The 25,673-nt window shown below is 65.7% G+C and carries 17 protein-coding genes and 2 riboswitches; of the genes, 1 reads left to right on the top strand and 16 read right to left on the bottom strand.

Annotated features, from left to right (window positions below):
* Positions 1-3: 3 nt before the first annotated feature.
* From ACTSLZ_RS05560 to gcvP, 10 genes are all read right to left on the bottom strand, one after another.
* Entirely contained in the window at positions 4-1,194 is a 1,191-nt protein-coding gene (locus tag ACTSLZ_RS05560; RefSeq protein WP_443096099.1) for a thiolase family protein, read from the bottom strand.
* A 47-nt stretch (positions 1,195-1,241) separates the two neighbouring features.
* Positions 1,242-2,534, bottom strand: a complete 1,293-nt coding sequence (gene pcaDC, locus ACTSLZ_RS05555; RefSeq protein ID WP_443095972.1) for a bifunctional 3-oxoadipate enol-lactonase/4-carboxymuconolactone decarboxylase PcaDC — start codon at positions 2,532-2,534, stop codon at positions 1,242-1,244.
* Entirely contained in the window at positions 2,531-3,766 is a 1,236-nt protein-coding gene (locus ACTSLZ_RS05550) for a lyase family protein (RefSeq protein WP_443095971.1), read from the bottom strand. The genes pcaDC and ACTSLZ_RS05550 overlap by 4 nt, the downstream gene beginning before the upstream one ends.
* 2 nt (positions 3,767-3,768) lie before the next feature.
* A complete protein-coding gene (gene pcaG / locus ACTSLZ_RS05545; protein WP_443095970.1) occupies positions 3,769-4,413 on the bottom strand; it encodes a protocatechuate 3,4-dioxygenase subunit alpha in 645 nt (214 codons plus the stop codon).
* Positions 4,413-5,246, bottom strand: coding sequence for a protocatechuate 3,4-dioxygenase subunit beta (pcaH, locus tag ACTSLZ_RS05540; protein WP_443095969.1), 834 nt, complete (start codon positions 5,244-5,246; stop codon positions 4,413-4,415). Before pcaH ends, pcaG begins: the two co-directional genes overlap by 1 nt.
* A 194-nt stretch (positions 5,247-5,440) precedes the next feature.
* A complete protein-coding gene (locus ACTSLZ_RS05535) occupies positions 5,441-9,334 on the bottom strand; it encodes a DNA-directed RNA polymerase subunit beta' (protein WP_129313881.1) in 3,894 nt (1,297 codons plus the stop codon).
* A 53-nt stretch (positions 9,335-9,387) separates the two neighbouring features.
* Entirely contained in the window at positions 9,388-12,903 is a 3,516-nt protein-coding gene (gene rpoB, locus ACTSLZ_RS05530; RefSeq protein WP_129313880.1) for a DNA-directed RNA polymerase subunit beta, read from the bottom strand.
* Between the two features lie 272 nt (positions 12,904-13,175).
* Positions 13,176-14,624: an L-serine ammonia-lyase gene (locus ACTSLZ_RS05525; protein WP_443095968.1), complete on the bottom strand. Its 1,449-nt coding sequence runs from the start codon at positions 14,622-14,624 to the stop codon at positions 13,176-13,178.
* Positions 14,625-14,683: 59 nt separating this feature from the next.
* Positions 14,684-15,868, bottom strand: a complete 1,185-nt coding sequence (gene gcvT / locus ACTSLZ_RS05520) for a glycine cleavage system aminomethyltransferase GcvT (RefSeq protein ID WP_443095967.1) — start codon at positions 15,866-15,868, stop codon at positions 14,684-14,686.
* Between the two features lie 25 nt (positions 15,869-15,893).
* Complete coding sequence (gene gcvP / locus ACTSLZ_RS05515; protein ID WP_443096098.1) at positions 15,894-18,761, bottom strand: aminomethyl-transferring glycine dehydrogenase; 2,868 nt, start codon at positions 18,759-18,761, stop codon at positions 15,894-15,896.
* A 27-nt stretch (positions 18,762-18,788) separates the two neighbouring features.
* A riboswitch (glycine riboswitch) is annotated at positions 18,789-18,882 on the bottom strand.
* A riboswitch (glycine riboswitch) is annotated at positions 18,883-18,974 on the bottom strand.
* 703 nt (positions 18,975-19,677) lie between these two features.
* Here gcvP and ACTSLZ_RS05510 point away from each other — a divergent pair.
* Positions 19,678-21,111 carry an MFS transporter gene (locus ACTSLZ_RS05510; RefSeq protein WP_443095966.1) on the top strand — a complete coding sequence of 478 codons (1,434 nt, stop codon included), beginning with the start codon at positions 19,678-19,680 and terminating at the stop codon, positions 21,109-21,111.
* A gap of 32 nt (positions 21,112-21,143) precedes the next feature.
* On the opposite strand, the gene ACTSLZ_RS05505 is transcribed toward ACTSLZ_RS05510, so the two are convergent.
* The 6 genes from ACTSLZ_RS05505 to modA are packed head-to-tail and all read right to left on the bottom strand — an operon-like array spanning position 21,144 to position 25,530.
* Positions 21,144-21,617 carry a molybdenum cofactor biosynthesis protein MoaE gene (locus tag ACTSLZ_RS05505; protein WP_443095965.1) on the bottom strand — a complete coding sequence of 158 codons (474 nt, stop codon included), beginning with the start codon at positions 21,615-21,617 and terminating at the stop codon, positions 21,144-21,146.
* Positions 21,607-22,092, bottom strand: a complete 486-nt coding sequence (locus ACTSLZ_RS05500; protein WP_443095964.1) for a MogA/MoaB family molybdenum cofactor biosynthesis protein — start codon at positions 22,090-22,092, stop codon at positions 21,607-21,609. The genes ACTSLZ_RS05505 and ACTSLZ_RS05500 overlap by 11 nt, the downstream gene beginning before the upstream one ends.
* Positions 22,089-22,580 carry a cyclic pyranopterin monophosphate synthase MoaC gene (gene moaC / locus ACTSLZ_RS05495; protein WP_443095963.1) on the bottom strand — a complete coding sequence of 164 codons (492 nt, stop codon included), beginning with the start codon at positions 22,578-22,580 and terminating at the stop codon, positions 22,089-22,091. The genes ACTSLZ_RS05500 and moaC overlap by 4 nt, the downstream gene beginning before the upstream one ends.
* Positions 22,577-23,851, bottom strand: a complete 1,275-nt coding sequence (locus tag ACTSLZ_RS05490; RefSeq protein WP_443095962.1) for a molybdopterin molybdotransferase MoeA — start codon at positions 23,849-23,851, stop codon at positions 22,577-22,579. Before ACTSLZ_RS05490 ends, moaC begins: the two co-directional genes overlap by 4 nt.
* Positions 23,844-24,719: a molybdate ABC transporter permease subunit gene (locus tag ACTSLZ_RS05485; RefSeq protein WP_443095961.1), complete on the bottom strand. Its 876-nt coding sequence runs from the start codon at positions 24,717-24,719 to the stop codon at positions 23,844-23,846. The genes ACTSLZ_RS05490 and ACTSLZ_RS05485 overlap by 8 nt, the downstream gene beginning before the upstream one ends.
* Entirely contained in the window at positions 24,703-25,530 is an 828-nt protein-coding gene (gene modA / locus ACTSLZ_RS05480; protein WP_443095960.1) for a molybdate ABC transporter substrate-binding protein, read from the bottom strand. The genes ACTSLZ_RS05485 and modA overlap by 17 nt, the downstream gene beginning before the upstream one ends.
* Positions 25,531-25,673 lie beyond the last annotated feature (143 nt).

The raw sequence follows: 25,673 nt of genomic DNA, 5'->3' as shown, positions 1-25,673 counted from the left end.
CTCTCACCTTCCTTCTTCGTTCTCGAGCACCACGGCCAGGCCCTGACCGACGCCGATGCAGATCGCGGCCACGCCCCATCTGGTGCCTGAGGCCTTCATGGAGCGGGCCAGGGTGCCGAGGATCCTCGTTCCCGAGGCTCCGAGCGGGTGCCCGATCGCGATAGCGCCACCGTGCGGATTGACGATCTCCGGATCGATGCCCCATGCGTCGATGCACGCGAGGGACTGCGCGGCGAAAGCCTCGTTGAGTTCGACGGTGCCGACGTCGTCCCAGGTGATCCCGGCCCGTTCCAGGGCACGATTCGCTGCCTCGACGGGAGCATAACCGAAATATTGTGGCTCGTTGGCGGCCACGCCCCGGCCGGCAAGACGCGCCAGCGGATCCAGGCCAACCGCCTCTGCGGCCTTCTCGCTGCCGAGCAGGGCCGCGGAGGCGCCGTCGTTCAAGGGCGACGAGTTGCCCGCGGTGACCTGACCGTTGTCCTTGCGGAACACCGTGCGCAGGCCTGCAAGAGTCTCTGGCGTGCTGTCCGGCCGCATCGACTCGTCGCGCTCCAGGTCCGTCCCGGGGACCTGTTCGACCAGGTCGTCGTAGAAACCGGAGGACCAGGCCTCGGCTGCCAACCGATGCGAGCGGGCGCTGAACTCGTCCATGGCCTCGCGTCGCACACCGTACTTCTCGGCCAAGCGCTCGGTGGCCTCGCCGAGAGAAACCGTCCAACGATCCTTCATCTCCGGGTTCACCAGCCGCCAGCCCAGGGTCGTGGACGCCAGGTTCAGGTCCCCCGCGGGGAAAGGCTTGCTGGTCTTCGGCAGAACCCACGGTGCCCGGGACATGGACTCCACGCCGCCCGTGACGACGACGTCGGCCTCGCCCAGGCTGATGGCCCGGCTCGCCTGGATTGCGGCATCGAGCGAGGATCCGCACAACCTGTTGATCGTGGTCCCGGGCACCGATTCCGGCAGGCCCGCGAGGAGGGTCGCCATGCGTGCCACATTGCGGTTTTCCTCCCCCGCGCCGTTGGCGTTTCCGAGGAAGACTTCATCGACCGACTCGCCGGCGAGACCAGGGGCGCGTTCGACGATGCGACGAACCACGAAGGCCGCCAAGTCATCGGGGCGCGTGCCGGAGAGCCCGCCGCCGTATTTGCCGAAGGGCGTCCGGACCGCGTCGTAGACGTACGCGGGATGCAACTCGTTCATGGGTTCCTTCCGGAGGGGTTGTTGTCGTGACTCTGAATTCAGAGGTCGCCCAGATCGTCCAGGACCGACTGGGCCCGGGAGAAGGCGGTATTGGCGGCAGGGACACCGCAGTAGATCGCGGATTGGAGAATGATCTCCTGGATCTCGGGAATCCCGACGCCGTTCCTGCGCGCGGCCTTGATGTGCATGTCGAATTCCTGCCAGTGACCGAGGGCGATCATGGCCGTCAGGGTGATCGCGCTGCGCGTCTTCCGGTCCAGCCCGGGGCGGGTCCAGATCTCTCCCCAGGCGTATCGGGAAATGAGGTCCTGGAACGGTGCGGTGAACTCCGTGGTCCGGGATTCGGCACGGTCCACGTGCTCGTCCGAGAGGACCTCCCGGCGCACTGTCATGCCTTCTTCCTTGACCCTGGACCGAGGTGCAACGGGGTCGGGAAGGGCCGGCCATTCCGTCCCCGAGGCCGCATTCTCCGACCGAACGTCGGACGACCCACCGGACCGGCCGTCGTCGGGAAGGAAGAACGCGGCGATCTCCCGGGCGGTATCTTCGGGACGTTCCGCGGGGAGGAGATGGGCGGCGTCGTCGAAGACCACGGACGCGGACTGTGCGACGCCGTCGGCCACCTGCTGGAGACTTTCCGGGGGCGTTGCCACATCGTGCGCACCAGCCAGGGTCAGCACCGGGACCGAAATCTCGCCCAGACGATCACGCAGATCACATCGTGACAGGGCCCGGCACACCAGGCCGTAGTCGTTCCGATCGGCTTCCTGGAGGCTGTGGAGGAGCTCGGTTGCAACGATGCGCTGCCGTTCCAGGAAACCGGGCGCGAACCATTTCTCCGCGGATCCGATGACCTGCGTGGGTGTCCCGGAGGTTTCGACCAGTTCGGCCCGTTCGATCCACCCGGCGCGCTCCCCGATTTTGGCACCCGTGCAGATCGCGGCCACGGCCTGTACGGCGTCGGGATGAGCGAGGGACAGGGCAAGCCCCACGGCGCCCCCGACCGAGACACCCGCGTAGAAGTACTTCTTGTCCGGGGTGCCGCGCTCCTGGCGAAGACGATCGGCCAGGCGGTGCACGCCCTCCGCGAGATCCTCGACATCGAATTCGTCCGCGACCACGCTTCCGCGACCGTGCCCGGGAAGCTCCCATCCGATCAGCTCGAAACGATCCTTCAGGTGAGCCGCGGCCGGCGCCCACAGCGGAGTCACGGCGGTGCCCAACGAGGGTCCGAGAATCAGAGGCGGCTTGTCCTGGCGGGCGTGGTCCTCGGGCTGCGAGCCCGTGAGGTTGTCCCCGAGTGCGACGGGAGTCAGGTCCGGTACGGTCATTTCTTCTCCTTCGCGTTCTTCCAACGGCGTGCGGCCGCTCGGGCCTGGTCTGCACTGTTTCCCGTCCCCGGGGAGCCGGCCGTTTCGGCGGGATCCTGGCCGAGATGGGACCTCATGGCTTGGGCATCCACCTCGAGGCCCGCGAGCATTTCGGCCGTCATCGTGGACGCGATGATGCTGTGCCGGGCGGCAGTACGAATCGGTTCCCACTCCAGGTGCCAGGCCAGGTCCGATCGTTCCTCGACCGCGAGGGCCTCGGACTCGAGCAGTTCGCCGATGGCCCGAGCACAGGCGACCGCCGAGCGACGGACAAGGATCGACATGCTCGGATTGCGCTTGTGCGGCATCGACGAGGATCCCCCTCGCCCCTTCGCCGCCGGCTCTGCGAGTTCGGCGATCTCGTTGCGGGATGAGATCACGACGTCGCCGGCGATCTTGCCGCACGCGGTGGCCGCCCTCGCGAGCGGCTCAACGGCGTCGATCAGAGGCCGACGCCGCGTGTGCCAGACCTGTTCGGAGGCCGGGGCATTGAGCCCCAACCGCTGGGCCCACATGAGCCCCAGCCGATCGGGAACTGGCATGCTGAGCCCGTCGTCGTTCGAGCTCCCCGCGAGATCGAGCACGGCCGCGTTCGTCCCGGCGGCCCCTCCCCCTGACACCGGGAGCCACAAACGATCCGGGTCCGTCGCGGCATGGGCCGCCGCCACGGCATCCAGCCAGCGTCCCGCCCGAGCCCCGAAGGTCGTGGGGAGGGCGTGCTGACCGAGAGTCCTCGCGGCCATGGGGGTCTCGGCGTGCGATGAGGCGAGCCCCTCGAGCTCGTCCGCCGCGGACCCGAGAGCCTCGTGAACGGCCCAGAGCGAATCACGAACCAGCAGCATGAGCGCGGTGTCCATGACGTCCTGGCTCGTCAGCCCCCGGTGCACGAGCTCCCGGGCGGCGTCCTGCCCGCCGTCAGGGTCCGAGACCTCAGCTTTGAGGCGCCGGACCAGACCGATCACGGGGTTGCCTCCGCCCTCGGCCTCCGAGGCAATCTCCGCAAGGATTTCGTCCCCCACGGTGTCGAGGACCGAAGCCACCCGCACCGCGGTCGGTGCATCCGCGCACCCCAGGTCGGCCTGGGCCAGAACCCAGGCCGATTCGGCTCGGACAAGCGCGCGCACCACGGCGGCGTCGCCGATCACGGGCTCGGCCCGCTGACCGCCGGGGACCAGGAGATCGGTGAAAACCATGACTAGCTCTCGATCCCGGGGTAGGCCAAGAAGACCGTCTCCCGGTCGCCCTGGAGGCGGATGTCGTGGTGCAGGGAGCCGTCGTCGAGGCGTGTCGCGATCAAGGTCCGGCGGCGCTCCACAGGGAGCGAGGCCAGCAAGGGATCGCCCGCCAGAGCCTGCTCGTCGTCGGGCAGGTAGACGCGGGTGAAGAGCCTGTTGAGCAGTCCGCGCGCGAAGATCACCATCAGGAAGTACGGCGCGTGGCCCTGTCCCGGTGCGCCCGGTTCGAGGGTCGTGAAGCTGTAGGTGCCCAACCGGTCGACGGCCTGGCGGCCCCATCCGGTGAAGGTGTACCCGTCCCGGTTCAGTGAACCGGTTTTCTCGGGTATCCGACCCTGCGGATCCGCCTGCCAGATTTCGAGCATCGCGTCCGGGATGACATCACCTGCGCCGTCATACACCTGCCCGTGAAGTCGTGACGCCTCCGGGTGGGCGCGGCTCACGAGCTCGGGCCCTCCCCGATAGGGCAGGCCCACCTCCTCGTGCGCGTTCGCGTAGCCGAAGAAGGGGCCGATCGTCTGTCCCGGCGTCGGGGTCAGGTCGGCGGGCGGATTCTCGACGGTCCGACCACGGCTGACGGGGGTTCGTAGTTCTTCGCGTGCCATCAGTTCTCATCCTCCGGTTCCATCCAGGTGCGGTTGCTCCCGCCCAGCACGATGTCCCAGGTGTAGCCGAGCAACCACTCGTGCTCGGACACGTCGTGGTCGTACGAGGCGACCAGTCTCTCCCGGGCCTTGGGGTCGACGATCGATTGGTAAATCGGGTCGAGGGCAAAGAGCGGGTCACCCGGGAAGTACATCTGGGTGATCATCCGCTGCGTGAAATCCGTCCCGAACAAGGAGAAATGCACGTGGGCAGGGCGCCACGCGTTGCGGTGGTTCTTCCAGGGGTACGGACCGGGCTTGATGGTCGTGGATTCGTAGGAACCGTCATCACCGGTCAGGCAGCGGCCGACGCCGGTGAAGTTGGGGTCCAACGGTGCCGGGTGCTGATCTCGTTTGTGGATGTAGCGTCCGGCCGCATTGGCCTGCCAGATCTCAACGAGCTGGTTCCTGACGGGACGGCCCGCGGGGTCCATGACACGACCGCGGATCTTGATGCGCTCCCCGATCGGTTCTCCCCCGCCCTGAACCGTCAGATCCGATTCCAGGTCGTGGACATCGCGGTGGCCGAACGCCGGAGAGGTCAGCTCGATCAGTTCCGGGTCCGTGTGGTGCGGGTCCTTGGTCGGGTGCCGCAGCACCGAACTGCGATATGGGGCGTAGTCGAGCCGCGGTTGGCTCTCGCGGGCACCGGACGCCCGGTACTGCTCCTGGTGCTGCCGGACTTCCCTGTTGATGTCTGCCTGACGGTCGGCCGCGGCGTCGGGGCCGGTCACCGTCGGCGCGGTGAAGTTCTCTTCATCCAGGTTCTTCTCTGCGTGGTCTTCGACCGCCATGTCGATCTCCTTCCGGGGCAACTGTGATGCCTGACTCGCCCCGTCGCCAATCTACCGGCAGCCCGTTCGTGATGTGACTCGATGTACGCCATGCGAACGACAACGGCCGGTCCCCTCCGTAGGGAGGGAACCGGCCGTTGTCATCGGACGCGAGGGCTCAGTGCCTCAACGCCCGCTTCGATTCTGCGGTCGAATCAGTTGCTGCCGAAGTCGTAGTCATCCAGCGGGATGGCCTGGAATTCGGCGGCCACGGAGGCGTCGTTCTCCGCCGCGTAGCTGAAGTCGCCGAACCCTGTCGAATTGGCGTACAGCTTCTCGCGTGCTTCCTCGGTCGGCTCGACGTCGATCGTGTTGTAGCGATCGAGGCCGGTACCGGCCGGGATGAGCTTGCCGATGATGACATTCTCCTTGAGCCCGACCAGCGGATCCGACTTGCCCTCCATCGCGGCCTGGGTCAGGACGCGAGTGGTCTCCTGGAAGGAGGCCGCGGAGAGCCACGAGTCGGTGGCCAGCGAAGCCTTGGTAATGCCCATGAGCTCCGGACGGCCCGCGGCGGGACGCTGCTGGTTGATCATCGCCGTCTTGTTGGCCTGCTGGAAGGCCACGGTCTCGACGAGCTCACCCGGCAGCAACGCGGTGTCACCGGACTCGATGACGGTGATCCGACGCGTCATCTGGCGGATGATGACTTCCACGTGCTTGTCGTGGATGCCCACACCCTGCGAGCGGTACACGCCCTGGACCTCGTCCACCAGGTGCTTCTGCGCCTCGCGCGGTCCGCGGATACGAAGGACTTCCTTCGGGTCCACGGCGCCCGAGACCAGCTGCTGGCCGACCTCGACGCGGTCGCCCTCGTCCACGAGCAGACGGGCACGGCGAAGGATCTGGTAAGCGATCGCCTCGTCGTCCTTGTTGTCCGGGGTGACGATGATCTTGAGGGCCTTGTCCGTGTCCTCGATGGACACGCGTCCGGCGATCTCTGAGATCGGGGCGACACCCTTCGGGGTACGCGCCTCGAAGAGCTCCTGAATACGCGGCAGACCCTGCGTGATGTCCTCCGAGGAGGCCACACCACCGGTGTGGAAGGTACGCATGGTCAGCTGGGTACCGGGCTCACCAATGGACTGGGCGGCGATAATGCCCACGGCTTCGCCGATGTCCACCAGGTTGCCGGAGGCCATCGACCGGCCGTAGCACTTCGCGCACACACCCACGGCGGACTCGCAGGTCAGCACGGAGCGCACGCGCACGTTCTGGACGCCGGCCTGGTACAGCTTGCGGATCACGGCGTCGGAGACGTCGTCGCCCGCGCTGGCCAGCACGTTGTCGTTCTCGTCCTTGGCATCGACCGCGAGGATACGACCGTGGATCGAGTTCTCGACGTCCTCGTGCAGCATGACCGAACCGGTATCCTCGTCGATCTGGACGAGCGGCAGGTTCAGGCCGCGGCGAGTCTGGCAGTCCAGCTCGCGAACGATGACATCCTGCGAGACGTCGACCAGACGACGCGTCAGGTAACCGGAGTTTGCGGTACGCAACGCGGTATCCGCGAGGCCCTTACGGGCACCGTGGGTAGCGATGAAGTACTCCAGAACCGACAGGCCCTCGCGGTAGGAGGACTTGATCGGGCGGGGCATGATCTCGCCACGCGTGTTGGCCACGAGACCACGGATACCCGCGATCTGGCGCACCTGCATCCAGTTTCCTCGGGCGCCCGAGGAAACCATGCGGTTGATCGTGTTCAGATCGGTCAGGTTCTCGCGCATGGCCTCGGCGACCTCGTCGGTCGCCTTGGTCCAGATGTCGATGAGTTCCGAACGACGCTCGTCGTCGTCGATCAGGCCCAACTCGTACTGGCCCTGGATCTCGTCCGCCTGCTTCTCGTAGCCGGCCATGATCTCGCGCTTCGCCGGAGGCGTCGCGATATCGGAGACGGCCACGGTCACGCCCGAGCGGGAGGCCCAGTAGAAACCGGTGTCCTTGAGGTTGTCCAGGGTCCGGGCGACGTCGACCATCGGGTAGTTCTCCGCCAGATCGTTGACGAGCTGGCCGAGGCCCTTCTTGTCGGCGATGCCGGTGAACCACGGGTAGTCGGCCGGGAGGGTCTCGTTGAACAGGACCTGCCCGACCGTGCACTCGACCAGGACCGGCTGGCCCTGCTCCCAGCCCTCGGGAGCTTCCCAGCCCTCGTAGGGCACGAAGTCCGTGAGCACGATCTTGACGCGCGAGTTGAGGTGGATCTCCTTGCGCTCCATGGCCATGAGGGCCTCGGCCAGGGACGAGAACGCGTGGCCCTCGCCCTTCTCGCCTTCGCGGACCGTAGTCAGGTGGTGCAGGCCGATGATCATGTCCTGCGAGGGAACCGCCACGGGGCGGCCGTCGGAGGGCTTCAGGATGTTGTTCGAGGACAGCATCAGGACGCGTGCCTCGGCCTGGGCCTCGGGGCTCAGCGGCAGGTGCACGGCCATCTGGTCACCGTCGAAGTCGGCGTTGAACGCCGAGCAAACGAGCGGGTGGAGCTGGATGGCCTTGCCCTCGACGAGCTGCGGCTCGAACGCCTGAATGCCCAGACGGTGCAGGGTTGGTGCACGGTTCAGCAACACGGGGTGCTCGGTAATGATCTCCTCGAGAACATCCCACACCTGGGGGCGGAACCGTTCGACCATGCGCTTGGCCGACTTGATGTTCTGCGCGTGGTTCAGGTCGACCAGGCGCTTCATCACGAACGGCTTGAACAGCTCCAGGGCCATCTGCTTGGGCAGACCGCACTGGTGCATCTTCAGCTGGGGTCCGACAACGATCACGGAACGACCCGAGTAGTCGACGCGCTTTCCGAGCAGGTTCTGACGGAAACGACCCTGCTTGCCCTTGAGCATGTCGGACAGCGACTTGAGCGGACGGTTGCCCGGTCCGGTGACCGGACGTCCGCGGCGGCCGTTGTCGAACAGCGAGTCGACGGCCTCCTGGAGCATGCGCTTCTCGTTGTTCACGATGATCTCGGGGGCACCGAGATCCAGAAGACGCTTCAGGCGGTTGTTGCGGTTGATCACGCGGCGGTAGAGATCGTTGAGATCCGACGTCGCGAAGCGGCCACCATCCAGCTGAACCATCGGGCGCAGCTCCGGCGGGATCACGGGGACCGCGTCCAGGACCATGCCCAGCGGCGAGTTGTTGGTCGTCAGGAACGCGTTGATGACCTTGAGGCGCTTGAGCGCACGGGTCTTCCGCTGTCCCTTGCCGTTCTGGATGACCTCGCGCAGGGCCTCGGCCTCGGCCGCCATGTCGAAGTTCTCGAGACGGTTCTTGATGGACTCGGCACCCATCGAACCCTCGAAGTACATGCCGTACTTGTCGACCATGGAGCGGTACAGCGCCTCGTCGCCCTCGAGGTCGCTGACCTTGAGGTTCTTGAAGCGCTCGAAGACCTGGTCCATGTGGGCGATCTCGGCGTCGACGCGCTTGCGCACCTGGGCCATCTGACGCTCCGAGGAGTCGCGCAGCTTGCGCTTCTCGGCGGCCTTGCCGCCTTCCGCCTCGATGCGGGCCAGCTCTTCCTCGGTCTCCTTGGCGATCGCCGCAATGTCGGTGTCGCGCTCGGATTCGAGGGCCTTCTTGTCCTTGTCGTGCGCGGCCTGCAGGTTCGGCAGGTCGTCGTGACGGCCTTCCTCGTCGACCCACGTGATCATGTAGGCGGCGAAGTAGATGATCTTCTCGAGATCCTTCGGCGCCAGATCGAGCAGGTATCCCAGACGGGAGGGAACACCCTTGAAGTACCAGATGTGGGTCACTGGAGCGGCGAGCTCGATGTGGCCCATGCGCTCACGGCGCACCTTGGCACGCGTGACCTCGACGCCGCAGCGTTCGCAGATGATTCCCTTGAAGCGCACGCGCTTGTACTTGCCGCAGTAGCATTCCCAGTCGCGAGTGGGTCCGAAGATCCGCTCGTCGAACAGGCCTTCCTTCTCCGGCTTCAGGGTTCGGTAGTTGATGGTCTCCGGCTTTTTGACCTCACCGTACGACCAGTTTCGGATGTCTTCCGCGGTGGCCAGGCCAATCCGCATCAGGCCAAGTGAAGATTCGTTGGACATGGGGTCCTTTTCTCTCAAAAACTCGTGAAGGATCTGGGGTGGATGAGTGAGGTCTAGACTTCCTCGACCGAGCTGGGCTCGTTGTGGGAGAGGTCAATACCCAATTCATCGGCAGCCCGGAATCCTTCGTCCTCCGAGTCGCGCATTTCGATCGCATTGCCTTCGGTCGAGAGGACCTCGACGTTCAGGCACAGAGACTGCATTTCCTTGATGAGCACCTTGAAGGACTCGGGAACACCCGGTTCGGGGATGTTGTCGCCCTTCACGATGGCCTCGTAGACCTTGACGCGTCCGTGGACGTCGTCGGACTTGATGGTCAGGATTTCCTGCAGGGTGTAGGCGGCGCCGTAGGCCTCGAGTGCCCACACCTCCATCTCACCGAAACGCTGACCGCCGAACTGGGCCTTACCGCCCAGCGGCTGCTGGGTAATCATCGAGTACGGCCCGGTCGAACGCGCGTGGATCTTGTCGTCCACCAGGTGGTGCAGCTTGAGGATGTACTGGTAACCGACCGAAATCGGTTCCGGGAAGGGCTCGCCGGTACGACCGTCGAACAACAGGGCCTTGCCCGTGCTGTCGATCAGACGCTCGCCGTCGCGGTTGAGGTTCGTGTGGTCCAGCAGATCGAAGATCTCCTGCTCGTCCGCACCGTCGAACACCGGGGTCGCAACCTTGGTCGGGCCCGATTCCTTCGGGAAGTTCGGAAGGTTGTCGAGCCACTCGGGGTTGCCCTCGATCTTCCACCCCTGCTTGGCGAGCCAGCCGGTGTGCACCTCCAGGACCTGGCCGATGTTCATACGGCCGGGAACGCCCAGCGGGTTCAGGATCACGTCGACGGGGGTTCCGTCGGCCATGAACGGCATGTCCTCGACGGGCAGGATCTTGGAGATCACGCCCTTGTTGCCGTGACGGCCGGCGAGCTTGTCGCCGTCGGTGATCTTGCGCTTCTGGGCCACGTAGACGCGGACCAGCTGGTTGACGCCGGGAGGCATGTCCTCGTCGTCCTCGTCCCGATCGAACACGCGGACGCCGATGACGGTGCCGGACTCGCCGTGCGGGACCTTGAGCGACGTGTCGCGGACCTCGCGGGACTTCTCACCGAAGATGGCGCGCAGCAGGCGCTCCTCCGGGGTCAGCTCGGTCTCGCCCTTCGGCGTGACCTTCCCGACCAGGATGTCACCGGCCTCGACCTCGGCACCGATGTGGATGATGCCGCGCTCGTCGAGGGCCGAGAGGACCTCTTCGGAGACGTTGGGGATGTCACGAGTGATCTCCTCGGCACCGAGCTTGGTGTCACGGGCGTCGATCTCGTGCTCCTCGATGTGGATCGAGGTCAGGACGTCGTCGGAGACCATGCGCTGCGAGAGGATGATCGCGTCCTCGTAGTTGAGGCCCTCCCAGGACATGTAGGCCACGAGCAGGTTCTTGCCGAGTGCCAATTCGCCCTGGTCGGTCGACGGACCGTCCGCGATCAGGCCGCGTGCACCCACGCGGTCGCCCTCGGAGACCACAACGCGGTGGTTGTAGCAGTTGCCGGGGTTGGAGCGCAGGAACTTCGCGATCGGGTACGACGTCGTGGTGCCGTCGTCGTTCGCGATGACGACCATGTCGGCCGAGACCTCGCGGACCACACCGGCCTTCTGTGCCAGCACGGAGTCGCCGGAGTCCATCGCGGCGTAGCCTTCCATGCCGGTGCCCACGACCGGGGACTCGGACTCGAGCAGCGGCACTGCCTGACGCTGCATGTTGGCACCCATGAGGGCGCGGTTCGCGTCGTCGTGCTCCAGGTACGGAATCAGCGACGTACCGACCGAGACCATCTGGCGCGGGGAGACGTCCATGTACTCGACGTCGCCGGCCGGCTTGGCCTCGGCCTCGCCCGAGCCATCGGCGGCGCGGCAGAGGACGTAGTCCTCGACGAAGGTCTGGTCCTCGGTCAACGGGGCGTTGGCCTGGGCAATGGTCTTGCCCTTCTCGTCGTCCGCGGTGAGGTAGACGACCTTCTCGGTCACCTTGCCGTTCGAGACCTCGCGGTACGGGGTCTCGATGAAGCCGAACGGGTTGATGCGCGCGAAGGTCGCGAGGGAGCCGATCAGACCGATGTTCGGACCTTCGGGGGATTCGATCGGGCACATGCGTCCGTAGTGGGACGGGTGCACGTCGCGAACCTCCATGCCCGCGCGGTCACGGGACAGACCGCCGGGGCCGAGGGCGTTGAGACGACGCTTGTGCGTCAGCCCGGCCAGCGGGTTGTTCTGGTCCATGAACTGCGAGAGCTGCGAGGTGCCGAAGAACTCCTTGATGGAGGCGACGACGGGTCGGATGTTGATCAGGGTCTGGGGCGTGATGGCCTCGACGTCCTGGGTCGTCATGCGTTCCCGGACCACGCGCTCCATACGGGACAGGCCCGTGCGGATCTGGTTCTCGATCAGCTCGCCGACCGCACGGATGCGGCGGTTGCCGAAGTGGTCGATGTCGTCCGTGTCGACCAGGATGTCCTGCTCGACGCCGTCGCGCTTGCCCTTGATGGACTTGCCGCCGGCGTGCAGGGTCACGAGGTAACGGATCATCGCGACGATGTCGTCCTGGGTCAGGACCGACGAGTCGTTGTCCTCGATGGGCTTGTCCACACCGAGCTTGCGGTTGATCTTGTACCGACCGACCTTGGCCAGGTCGTAGCGCTTCGGGGTGAAGTACATGTTGTCGAGCAGCGACTGGGCCGCATCGACCGTCGGCGGCTCACCCGGGCGAAGCTTCTTGTAGATATCGATCAGCGCTTCGTCACGGGTCTCGACCGTGTCCTTCTCGAGGGTCGCACGGATCGAGTCGTACTCGCCGAATTCTTCGAGAATCTTCGCGTCGGTCCAGCCGAGGGCCTTGAGGAGAACGGTCACGGACTGCTTGCGCTTGCGGTCCAGACGGACGCCGACCTGATCGCGCTTGTCGATCTCGAGCTCGAACCATGCACCGCGCGAGGGGATGATGCGGGCGGAGAAGATGTCCTTGTCCGAGGTGCGGTCGACGGCCTTCTCGAAGTATGCGCCGGGAGAACGAACCAGCTGCGAGACGACGACGCGCTCGGAACCGTTGATCACGAAGGTTCCGGACTCGGTCATTAGCGGGAAATCGCCCATGAACACGGTCTGCTGCTTGATCTCGCCGGTTTCGTTGTTCATGAACTCGGCCTTGACGTACAGCGGCGCCGAGTAGGTTGCGTCGCGGTCCTTGCACTCCTCCATGGAGTACTTCGGATCGGCGAATTCCGGCTCCGAGAAGGACAGGGACATCGTGCCCTGGAAGTCCTCGATCGGCGAGATCTCTTCGAAGATCTCGGTCAGGCCGGAGACGCGGGAGACGGAGTTGTCGCCCTTCTCGTCCGCCTCGGCAAGGCGCTCGATCCAGCGCTCGTTGCCGACCAGGCGGTCAAAGCTCTCCGTCTGCAGGGCCAGCAGGTTGGGAACACTGAGTGGTTCGTGAATCTTTGCGAATGAAATGCGTGAGGCGGAACCGTCGTGCGGGTTTCCCTCCGCGTGAGCGGCATCATAATTGGAGGTGCTCGAGGCGACCAAGATTGGATCCTTCCACAGACCTGTCTGTACACGAAGGCTTGCCCGGATCCACGGGGTTCACGCATTCCGGCGGGCGATCTCAAGGCGCACGAGACGCGCTCGGAGGCGAGCTGTCTCTGCGTGTCGGTGGTCGTGGTTGCCTGGAAGCGTGAGCTGGATCCATCAGTTGTACCCACCGCTATATGAAGGCACAAAAATTTAGGGAAAGCGCAAATTTTTACACTACATGCTTTCCGGGGGTCTGTCCAGTGGGCGCCTCCGGCGAACGAAGATCAGCATTCGACGACGTTGACCGCCAGGCCGCCCAGCGAGGTCTCCTTGTATCTGTTGGACATATCGACGCCGGTCTGACGCATGGTCTCGATGACCTGGTCGAGAGACACGCGGTGCTCACCGTCGCCGCGCATCGCCATCTTGGCGGCGTTCACCGCCTTGGCCGCAGCCATCGCGTTGCGCTCGATGCAGGGAATCTGGACCAGACCGCCCACCGGGTCGCAGGTCAGCCCGAGATTGTGCTCCATTGCGATCTCCGCCGCGTTCTCGACCTGCTCGACATTGCCGCCGAGGACCTGGGCCAGACCGCCGACCGCGATCGACGACGCCGAGCCGACCTCACCCTGGCAACCGACCTCGGCCCCCGAGATCGACGCGCGTTTCTTGTACAAGGATCCGACCGCGGACGCCGCCAGGAAGAAGTCGATGACGGCACGCTCCTTGGCCTTGCGGCCGCCGTGACGGATCTCGGGAATGTAGTGCACGGCGTAGTGCAGCACGGCGGGCACGATGCCGGCCGCGCCGTTGGTGGGCGCCGTCACGACCCGGCCGCCGAAGGCGTTCTCCTCGTTGACCGCGAGCGCGATGAGGTTGACCCAGTCGATGGAGTACTGCGGGTCCTTGTTCGGATCCTCTTCCAGAAGCTCCCTGTGCCACCGTTGGGCACGGCACCGGACCTTGAGCTCACCGGGCAGGTAACCGATGCGGGACAGCGACGAACCGATGCATTCCCGCATCACCGTGTAGATGTGGAGGATCCCGGCCTCGACCTCGTCCCGGGATCTCGCCGTCATCTCATTGGCCATTTTGAGTTCCGCGATCGAGATCCGGGCCTCGTTGGCCTGGCTGACCAGCTCCTCGGCCGAGTCGAACGGGTAGGGCACATCCGTCAGGCTGTCTCCCCCGGCGGCTTCCTCGCCTTCTTCGATCACGAATCCGCCGCCCACGGAGAAATACGTCCGTTCGTCGAGCATGAGGCCGTCGGTATCGGTCGCGGTGAAGCGTATACCGTTGGTGTGGCGTTCGAGGACCGTCAGCGGGCGGAGGACCATCTCCTTCTCGCTGATGGCGACCTCCGGACCCTCGACCAGGTCATCCCGAGTCGCTTCGGACCTGACGCAGTCCGGGCCGAAACCGGCCAGCGCGAGCTTTCCCGTGGCCTGGTTGTCGGCGACCATCTGTTCGGACTCGCGGACATCAATGGTCTCGGGGACCCAGCCCGCCAGCCCTTTGATGGTCGCCGACATGGTTCCGTGCCCCGCACCCGTCGCGGCGAGCGAACCGTACAGGTCGACCTTGATGCCGGCGACGTCGTTCAGGCGACCTCCCGCGATCAACTCCGTGACGAACCGGTTGGCCGCCCTCATCGGGCCGACGGTGTGGGAGCTCGACGGTCCCACCCCGATGCTGAACAAATCGAAAATGCTGATGTCTGTGGTGCTCATCATGGCTTTCCACACCTCCCCAGGTTGGTACGGCTCCGTTGCTCGCGACGTTGGTCATGCGTCTATTCGGACCGGCGGTAGAACGGGAGGTCAACGACCTCGAAGTCCTGGGTCCGTCCGCGAATGTCGACCGCGATCGTGGTTCCCGTCTCGGCGTTCCGGGAGTCGACGAAGGCCATCGCGATGGGGTGCCCCAGCGTCGGCGACGGAATGCCCGAGGTGACGGTTCCTATCTCCCGATGGTCCTCTCCCTCGCCGTCGACGAGGACCGACCCAGCGCGTGCGGGGCGCTTGGACAGTCCTTTCAGGCCGACCAGGATGCGGTGCCCCTCGTCCTGAGCCGCCGACTGGGCCTTCTCCAGGGCGTCCCTTCCGACGAACTCCTCCTTGTTCCGCAGCGCCGCGTCGACCATCTTTCCCAGTCCGGACGTGTAGGGCGAGAGCTCCGGCCCAAGTTCGTGACCATACAGGGGCATCCCGGCCTCGAGGCGGAGCGAGTCACGTGCCGCGAGACCCGCCGGCACGACGCCGCGGTCCCTGCCGGCCTCGGCCAACAGCGCCCAGAGTGCTGGAGCTGACTCATTGGGCACGTACAGCTCGAAGCCGTCCTCGCCCGTGTACCCCGTCCGGGCCAGGAGGACCTCGATGCCTCCCAGGACGGCCGGAGCGGCGGCGTAGTACTTGAGCCCGGCCAGATCGGTTCCGCCGTCAGCGAGCCGGAGGTCGTCGAGGACTTCGGCGATCACCGACGCGGCGACCGGTCCCTGAAGAGCAATGAGCGACGTTGCCGCTGTTTCCTCGTGAACGTTTGCCTCGAAATCCGTGCCCCTGACCGTGAACTCGCGCAGAACGGCGTCGGCGTTGGCCGCATTCGGAACCACGAGATACTCCTCGTCGGCCACTCGGTACGTGATGAGGTCATCGACGAGCCCGCCCCGGTCGTTGGCCATCACGGAGTACTTGGCGCGTCCGACCGCGAGCTTCCCGAACGAGGAGACCAGGGCGTGGTCCAGAAGCGCTGAGGCCTCGGGACCCGCGATGCGGATCTCACCCATATGGGACAGGTCGAACAGACCCGCGGCCTCGCGAACCGCCTTGTGCTCGGCGACATCGTTGTCGTACTTGAGCGGCATTTCCCAGCCGCCGAAGTCGGTGAAGGAGGCCCCCAACGATTCGTGCACCTCGTACAGCGCGGTCCGGCGAGGGCCTTCGGTCTCCGGAATGTAATCCTGATTCTGGATAGTCATGAACTCACTCTCTCCTTCGTGAGGGTCACTCGGCCGCGGACTCGTCGACTTCGATGTCGAAGGCCTCGATCGGCGGGCACTCGCAGACGAAATTTCGGTCGCCCGCAGCACCGTCGATGCGACCGACGGGAACCCAGTACTTGGCGCGCCGCAACCGAGCGACGGGATAACCAGCCGACGCTCGCGAGTATTCCCGGTCCCACTCGTCCGCAGTCAACACTTCGGCCGTGTGGGGAGCCATGCGAAGAACCGAGGTCTCCGCCTTCGCCCGCCCCTCGGCCACGTCCGTCATCTCTTCATGGATCTGCGCCATGGCCTCGATGAACCGGTCGAGTTCTTCCAGGTCCTCCGACTCCGTCGGTTCGACCATGAGCGTCCCCGCCACGGGGAAAGCCAGAGTGGGAGCGTGGAACCCGAAGTCGATGAGGCGCTTGCACACGTCCTCCGCGGTGATCCCGGACGATTGGGTCATCGGCCGCAGGTCCAGGATGCATTCGTGGGCCACCAGGCCCGAGGGTCCCGTGTACAGCACCGGGAAGAAGTCGTTGAGCTTCTTGGCCAAATAATTCGCGTTGAGCACCGCGACCTGTGCGGTGCTGCGCAGGCCCTCTCCCCCGGTCATCGCGATGTACATCCAGGAGATCGGCAACACGCCCGCCGAGCCGAAGAAGGCCTGGGACACGGCTTCGACCCGCTTGGAGTCCGCTCCCGATTCGGCGTCGATCTCCGCGGCGTCGCCCGGGAGGTAGGGCGCAAGCTGCGGGGCCACGGCGACCGGACCGACGCCGGGGCCGCCTCCGCCGTGCGGAATGCAGAAGGTCTTGTGCAGGTTGAGGTGGGACACGTCGCCGCCGAACTCTCCCGGCGATGCGAGGCCCACGAGGGCGTTCAAGTTGGCGCCGTCCAGGTACACCTGTCCACCGGCTTCGTGGACCAACCGACACACTTCGGTCACGGTCTCCTCGTAGACTCCGTGCGTGGACGGGTAGGTGATCATGATGCCTGCGAGCCTCTGACCGTACTTGTCGATCTTGTCCTTCAGATCGTCGAGCAGGATCGAGCCGTCCTCGGCGGTCGCGACCGAGACAACCTGGAGGCCCACCATGACGGCGGACGCGGCATTGGTCCCGTGGGCCGAGGCGGGAATCAGGACGATGTCCCGGTCCCCTTCCCCACGGTCGCGGTGGTAGTCACGGATCGCCTGAAGTCCCGCGTATTCGCCTTGGGATCCGGCATTCGGTTGGAGGGAGACCGCATCGTATCCGGTGATTGCCGTGAGCCAGCGCTGGAGATCATCGATCAGCTCGAGCCAGCCCTGAGCCTGGTCTCTTGGGGCCAGCGGATGGATGTTGGCGAATTCCGGCCACGAGATCGGCTCCATCTCGGAGGCGGCGTTGAGCTTCATCGTGCACGAGCCCAACGGGATCATCGTGCGGTCCAGGGCGAGGTCCTTGTCCGCGAGCTCCCGCAGGTAACGCATCATCGACGTCTCGCTGCGGTGGCTGTGGAACACGGGGTGGCTCAGGTACTCGTCCTGGCGGAGAAGGGAAGCGGGAAGATCGAAGTCCTGCGGCGAGTCCGAACGTCCGGCGCCGAAAGCGGCCAGGACGTCGTCGAGCTGGTCGAAGGTGTGCGGCTCCCCCACGCTCACCCCGACGCGATCGTCGTCGATTCGACGCAGGTTGATGCCCTTGTCCAGAGCCGCTGCGACGACGTCGTCGGCACGTCCCGGAACCACCGCGGTCACGGTGTCGAAGAACGCGGTGTGGGCCAGTTCGATGCCGCCCGCCGCCAGACCGGCGGCCAGATACGCGGCCTTGTCGTGGATCTCCTCGGCGATTCTCCGCAGGCCTTCCGGCCCGTGGTAGACCGCATACGCGCCCGCGACCACGGCCAAGAGCGCCTGGGCGGTGCAGATGTTCGACGTCGCCTTCTCGCGACGAATGTGTTGCTCGCGCGTCTGCAAGGACAAACGGTACGCCGGCCGGCCCGAGGAATCCGTGCTGACCCCGACCAGCCGTCCGGGAAGAGACCGCTCGAGGCCGCGCCGAACCGCAATGAATGCTGCGTGGGGGCCGCCGAAGAATAGCGGAACGCCGAACCGCTGGGTGCTGCCGATGGCGATATCGGCCCCCTGGGTCCCGGGCGAGACCAGCAGGGCCAGTGCCAACGGATCGGTCGCGATCGCAACCAATGCGTTGCGGGCATGCGCCGCCTCGACGAGATCGGTGTTGTCGATGACCTGGCCCTCCGAACCGATCTGCGCGGCGAGCACCCCGAACAGGTCTTCGTCGGGCAGACCGTGCGACAGATCCGCGACGACGACGTCGATGCCCAAGGTGGACGTACGACCCTCGATAATCCGGAGCGTCTGAGGAAGGAGGCGGGAGTCGACCGCGACCTTGCCGTTCTTGACCTTCCGATTGGCGCGACGCATCATCACGACCGCCTCGGCCGCCGAGGTGGCCTCGTCCAGCATCGACGCGTTCGCGATGTCCATGCCGGTCAGGTCCATGACGGCGTTCTGGAAGTTGAGCAGGGTTTCGAGCCGGCCCTGCGAAATCTCCGGCTGGTACGGGGTGTAGGAGGTGTACCACCCCGGGTTTTCGAGGATATTCCGCCGCAACACGGCCGGCGTGATGGTCTCGGAGTAGCCCTGGCCGATCATCTGGACCTTGACCTGGTTGCGGTCGGCCAAGGACCTGATGCGTGCGGTGGCTTCGTGCTCGCTGAGGGCCTCCGGCAGCCCCGGCAGCTCGAGCGGTGTGCCACGGCGAATGGACCCCGGCACGGCGGCGTCGGCCAGAGAATCCAGCGAGTCGTATCCGAGTACGTCGAGCATCGAAGTGATCTCTTCGGCGCGGGGTCCGAGGTGGCGTTCGGGGAAGGACATCATCTCTCCGAGGGTGTGCTGAACTGTCCTCCCCGCTCTGTGCCTCGACCTGAGAGTTTTCGGCCGGTGCTCGCCCGACCTTGCCCCTTCGGCGGGGTCATGGGACCCCTTTCCAGAGTTGCCTCGCACTACGGTTCATTGGCCTGAGAGTTTCCCGGGGAGGGTTTGCTCCTTCGGCGCTCGGACCAGCCGAGGCTCTCCCGCAGTGCGTATGCGGCAATTGGACTTAAGTGTGCCACATCCCACGGACACGAGCGACCCGGATGCGAACGCGCTGGCGGGCGTGGCGGCGTTCGGCGGGTGGCGGGGTGAGTGAGTGTGGCGGCGTACGGCGGGGCGGGTGTGGCGGCCGCGGCGTCGTTCGGCGGATGGCGGGGTGAGTGAGTGTGGCGGCCGCGGCGTCGCTCGGCGGGTGGGGTGGGTCTATGCATCGTTCGGCGGCTGGGGTGGCGGCGTCGTTCGGCGGGTGGTCCGCCGGCATCCTGGCAGTGTCAGGCGGTCGGGAGGCCGAGGCGGCAATTCTGTGCGGGTTCCGGGACGAAGTGGCAATTTCATGCGCAGCAGCTCGCGAGGTGGCAATGGCGTGCGGATCCGAGCGCGAGGTGGCAGTGGCGTGCGTTAAACGGGCCAATTCGCGCACGAATTCGCCACCTCGCCGGAAATCTTGCACGGCATTGCCACCTCGCCGGATGCCGCGCACAAATGCGCCACCTCGGCGAAGGCCCGACGCACGAATCTGCCACCTCGTGGCGCGCCCCTGCACGAAACCGCCACCTCGCGAGTTGCGGCACACAAAATTGCCACCTCGAGGCTCGCACCTCCGCCCCCCGCACCGATCCGCTACACCGGCCCGCCGCACCGACCCGCCGCCCGCGGAACCTGGCCCAGGACACATAGTGACGTTATGTTGGTCACTATGAAGACAGTAACCAGCCTGATTCCGGCCCGCCTGGACCGGCTGCCGTGGAGCAGATTCCACACGATGATCATCGTCGGCCTGGGAACGGCCTGGATCCTCGACGGCCTCGAAGTCCAGATCGTTGCCGCCAACGGTTTCGCGGAGACGCTCGACATGTCCACGGAGCAGATCACGCGCGCCGCGACGGTCTACCTCGTGGGCCAGGTCGTCGGTTCTCTGGTCTTCGGTGCCCTGACGGACCGCATCGGCCGGAAGAAGCTGTTCATCCTGACTCTGGCCGTGTACCTCGTCGGCTCCGGCATCGCGGGCCTGTCCAACTCCGTCTGGTTCCTCTACATCTGGCGGTTCGTGGCGGGTGCGGGCATCGGCGGCGAGTACAGCGCGATCAACGCGACCATCGACGAGCTGATTCCCTCCAAATACCGGGGACGCGTGGATCTGATCGTCAACGGCACGTACTGGGGCGGCGTCATGATCGGCGCGATCGCCACCATCTTCCTGCTTGATCCGGCCATCTTCCCCATCGATTGGGGTTGGCGCATCGGGTTCTTCATCGGACCCGTGCTCGGGCTGATCCTCATCATGATTCGCCGCCACATCCCGGAATCTCCCCGCTGGATGCTGACCCACGGCCAGGGCGACAGGGCCGAATCAGTGGTCGAAGGCATTGAGAAGGACGTGCAGGACAAGGGCCACGAGATCCCCGCCGTGGACGATTCCAAGGCCCTGACCATCAAACCCGAGGAGAAACTGCCGTTCAGACAGCTCGCCCACGTGTTCCTCAAGCTCTATCCCCAACGGACGGTTTTGGGCATCACGCTCATGGTCACCCAGTCGTTCCTGTACAACGCGATCTTCTTCACCTACGCGATCGTGCTCGAGACGTTCTACGGGGTGAGCCATTCCTCGGCCGGCAAGTACATGATCCCGTTCGCCCTGGGCTCGCTGCTGGGACCGATCCTCCTGGGACGGCTCTTCGACACGATCGGCCGACGGAAGATGATTTTCGCGACCTATGGGATTTCCGCCGTGATCCTCGCCGTTTCTGCTGTCCTCTTCTCGATCAACGTGCTGGGACCGGTGACCCACACGATCTTCTGGTGCGTCGCGTTCTTCTTCGCGAGCGCGGGTGCTTCGGCCGCCTACCTGACCGTGTCCGAGATCTTCCCCATCGAGGTCAGGGGCCAGGCGATCAGCTACTTCTTCTCGATCGCGCAGATCGCCGGCGCACTCGCCCCGGCAATCTACGGCGTCCTGATCGGCACCGGCGAGGCGCGCGGTCCTCTGGTCTGGGGTTATCTCATGGGCTCGGCGATCATGATGGCCGGCGGTCTGGTTGCCTGGTTCCTGGGTATCGACGCCGAGAACAAGGGGCTGGAAGACGTCGCCGACCCGCTGACCAAAGAGACGCCGACCGTCCCGGAAAGGTAAGGACCGTACCCGCGGTTGCCTCCCGGGGTCGCCTAATGCAGCCCGACCCAGTCGACCGTGCCGTCGTCGAGCACCTGTTCCTTCCAGATCGGGACCTCGGCCTTGATCGTGTCGGCCATGTCCTCACAGGCCCGGAACGCCGGACCTCGGTGGGCCGCCGCGGCGACCACGGTCAGGGCAGATTCCCCGATCTCGAGCGGGCCGATGCGGTGCACGGCCCACAATCGGACGTCCGGGTGCCGGGCAGAGACGCGGCCGGCGACGTCGTGCATGACGTGCACGACCTGCGGATGCGCGGTATAGGTCAGGCCCTGGACGCCGCGCCCCTGGTCGTGGTCCCGGACGACCCCGTCGAAGACCACGAGCGCACCCATCGCACGCGTCATCGTTGCGTCGCGGGCCTCGCGGGCCAGGTCCTCGAGCGGTTCTCCGATCACGTCCGCGCGCACGACGACGCCGGTCTGTTCCGCCACGTAGGCGGGATCCTGCGGATTGTCAGTGCCCACGTCGGCCCTCCAACTGGTCCAGGGCGTGCTCGTACAGGCCGCCGAGCACCGCGATGCCGTCCTTGATTCCGCCGGGAGACCCGGGAAGCGTGACGACCAGGCTCTCGCCGATGACTCCGGCGACTCCCCTGGAGAGCACGGCCGTCGGGGTCGATTCCAGGCCCTTCTGCCACAGCGCGTGCATGATCCCGGGGACGTCGTAATCCAGGAACTCGGTCACCGTCTCGACCGTCCGATCGTCCGCGTTGAGCCCCGTCCCTCCGGAGGTGAGGATGAGCCGCGGTCGTTCCTCCGATTCCCGGACGACGTCTCCGAACGTCTGCCCGAAGCGAGCATCCTCGACCACGACGGCGTCGGGAACCTCAAATCCCTCGGATCGAAGCCAGTCGACCAGGATTTCCCCCGAGCGGTCCTCATAGACCCCCTGCGCGGCCCGAGTCGAAGCAACCAACACCAACGCCGTGCGTTTCGTCATCCTTCCTCCTCAACGGTCCACGAACCGGACTTGCCGCCGGACTTCGCGAGAACACGGATATCGCCGATCACGGCGTGCTTGTCGACGGCTTTGATCATGTCGTACAGGGCGAGCGCGGCGGTGCTGACCGCGGTGAGCGCTTCCATCTCGACGCCGGTTGCTCCCCGCGTCCTGACCTTGGCCTCGATGCGCACGCCGTCGTCGAGACGCTCGAAATCCACCGTGATCTTGCCCAACGGCAGCGGGTGGCACAAGGGAATCAGCTCCGGGGTCTTCTTCGCCCCCATGATGCCGGCGATGCGGGCCACGGGCAGGGCATCGCCTTTCGGCAGGTCGGCCGCGTACATGAGCTCGACGACGTCGGGCCTGGTCCGAAGGACGCCGATCGCCACGGCTTCCCTGCTGGTGTCGTCCTTCCCGGTCACGTCCACCATGTGCGCGGACCCGTCCTCCCGGACGTGCGTCAGGCCTTGCTCGGTGTTCGTCATGTTTGCTCCTCGTGATGCGGGTGCGGTGCCAGTGGGTGGACGCTGACCACGTCTCCTCCGGACAGGTGACTCGCCGGTGGTACCTCGATCAGGCAGTCGGCTCCCACCGATTGTGCCAGCAGGTGAGAGCCAGCCCCACCGACAACCTCGACCGATACGGTCGCGTCCTCTCCCACCGCGAGTCGCCCCCTGCGGAACTGGGTCTTGGCGGGAACGCCTTCGACATCGGCGGACAAGCGTGCTGCCAGGACCGTTGGTTCCGCGGCGGCGCCCCAGACCTGCGCCACCAGGGGCGCCACGAACAGGCGGAATGAGACCAAGGTGCTGACCGGATTTCCCGGCAGGGCGACCACGGGCACGCCCGCGAGCGCCGCGCAACCCTGGGGCCCGCCTGGTTGCTGTGCCACATGCCCGAACCATGCCCGGGGTCGGCCCTCCAGAACTTGTCGCACCACTTCGAAGGCGCCGTGGCTGATTCCGCCGGAGGTCACCACGAGGTCCGGGCGCCATCGCGTCATGGCGTCGTCGAGCCTGTTTCTCAGGTCGTGCGGGTCGTCTCCCGTCACGATCCTCTCGACGACCTCGAGTCCGTGGTGTCCGGCGAGCGCCTCAAGCATCGGGCCGTTGGCGTCCGGAAGCTGCGCCTGGTCCAGGTCTTCGGACTGGGAGATTTCCTCTCCTCCGGTGCAGATCAGCACGCGCGGTCTGGCCCAGACCTCGACAGAGCGTACGTTCTGGCTGGCCAGAGCCCCCACGGTCTGAGGGGTCACGGTTCGCCCCTCGGATACCAGGGTCTCGCCGCGCCGCAGGTCCGACGCCGCGGGACGGACGAACTGCCCCTCCGGAGGCCGAGGGACACGCACCTGGGCACCGAGGGCGGCGAATTCGGGCGGATCGCATTTTTCCACGGGGACGACGGCGCAGGTTCCCTCGGGCAGCTTGGCCCCGGTCATGATCGGGCAGACGGTATCCGCCCGGTCGAGTCCCAGAGGGTATTCCTTCGCCGGATCGGTCCCGGCAGGAACCACGGGCCCGACGCCGAAGAACCTGTCCTCGCGGCCCACCGCGTCCGCGTTGAGCGCATACCCGTCCATCTGCGAATTGTCGAAACGCGGCGAGTCTGCCGGGGCGACGACGTCCTCGGCCAGCACACGCCCCACGGCGGCGCCCAATTCGACCCGTTCGGCCCTGGGCCCGGCTCCCAGGTCGCGGGCCAGGCTGACGAGGTGTTCACGGTATTCCGCAGGAGCGAAGAGTTCCGCGTCATGCATGGGATGTGTCCGCCTTTCGGAGCGAGGACAGGAAACGGGCCATCAGCAAAAGTCCTACGACCAGAACGTACAGGGCCAGGAGCATGATGCAGCTTCCGAGCGCGGCGTCGACGTCGTTGGAGCTGAGCCCGATTTCGATGTTCAACGGAATGGTGCGGGTTGTTCCTTCGATATTCCCCGCGAACGTGATGGTCGCCCCGAACTCGCCCAGGGCCCGTGCGAAGCTCAGGAGCCCCGCGGTCAGCAGGCCGGGAAGGGCTTGCGGCAACAGGACCTTGCGGGCCACCTCGTTGCGCGTTGCTCCTTCCGTCGCGGCGATCTCCTCGTACCTTCGGGGAATCGCGGTGAGGGCGGTGACGGCCGTGGAGACGAAGAAGGGCATCGAGACGAAGACCTGGGCGAGGATGACCGCCCACGAGGTGAACGCGATCGTCACGTTGCCTTCGGCCAACAGTTTGCCGAGCAACCCGTTGCGCCCCCAGAAAAACATCAGAGCCAGGCCCGAGACCACCGGAGACAGCACGAGCGGGGCATAGACGATGAAGGCCATGGGGCCGCTGAACGCGGAAGCCAGCCCACCGGAGCCGGCCCTCCCCGACCCGGAGGCACGCGCCTTCCCCGACCTGGTCAGCATGAGGGACAGCGGAATACCCACCAGAATGCAGCACACCGTGGAGATGCAGGACGTGGTCAGGGACAGCTCGAGGGCCTGAACCGCCGACGGTTCGGACAGGAGACTTCCGGCCTCGGACCAGGGAATCTTGACGACGAGGCCGAGAAGAGGCCCGAGGACCAGGAGCAACGCGATCCCCGCGGGGACGTACAGCCACGCGGGGAACGCGTAGTTGGAATTACTGCCCCGAGCCAAAGCCGTACTTCTTGAGGATCTTCTTGGCGTCGTCGCTCTCGAGCCACTTGTAGAAGTCCTTGGCACCGTCGTTCTTCGAGCCAGAATCGGTGATGGCTGCCGGGTACTTGTTCTTCTCGATGCCCTTGAGGTCGATGGCTTCGACGTCTTCGCTGTTCTTCTTCATGTTCAACGCGTCGGTCGAGTACACGAATCCGGCATCGACCTCGCCCTGACTGATCTTGGTCGAGACGGCGGACACGTTGGCTTCTTGGCTCGCGTCGTCGAGTTCGACGCTCGCGGCGTCCAGTGCCTGCTGAGCGAGGGTCCCGCACGGAACCTCGGGCGCGCAGACGGCGACCGGCTTGCCCGAGGCGTCCTGGATCGAGTGGATGTCACCAGGGTTGCCGGGTGCGGTCACGAGTTGCAACGTATTGGTTGCGATCACGGAGGTGTCCTGGGAGTCCTTGAAGGCGTCCAGAGCCAGGGCCTTGTCCATGTTCTGCTGGTCAGCGGAGATGAACATGTCGGCCGAGGCGCCCTGATCGATCTGTTGGACCAATTTGGAGGATCCTGCGTAGTTCCACTTGATGTCGGTCTCCGGGTGGTCTTCCTTGTACTTGGAGGCCAGCTCGTCACCCGCCTTGTTCAGCGAGGCGGCCGCGAACACCGTCACCTTCTCCGAGTTATCCGATCCCGAATCCCCGGAGGACCCGCCGCAGCCCGCGAGCAACAGGGCACCGGCTGCGGCCACCGAAAGGCCGGCACCAAGCCTCGTGCGACGGCCGCGTCGCACCCGGTTCCCGGACGTGGGCTGCTGTGCGTTGCTCATAGGTGCTTCCTCTCGAGTGAATTGCCGTGTGACATGGCTCCCCATGGAAATGTACATCACCTTCCTATCGAATACGGGACAGCCCGGCTCCCCACTCTTCTTTCTGTTCCGCCTGGTCAACACCGAGGGTGAATGCCGGCTCG

Source organism: Rothia koreensis, from assembly GCF_052232265.1.
In the GTDB taxonomy this organism is placed as follows: domain Bacteria; phylum Actinomycetota; class Actinomycetes; order Actinomycetales; family Micrococcaceae; genus Rothia; species Rothia koreensis.
This window is presented reverse-complemented; position numbering and strand designations above follow the sequence as displayed.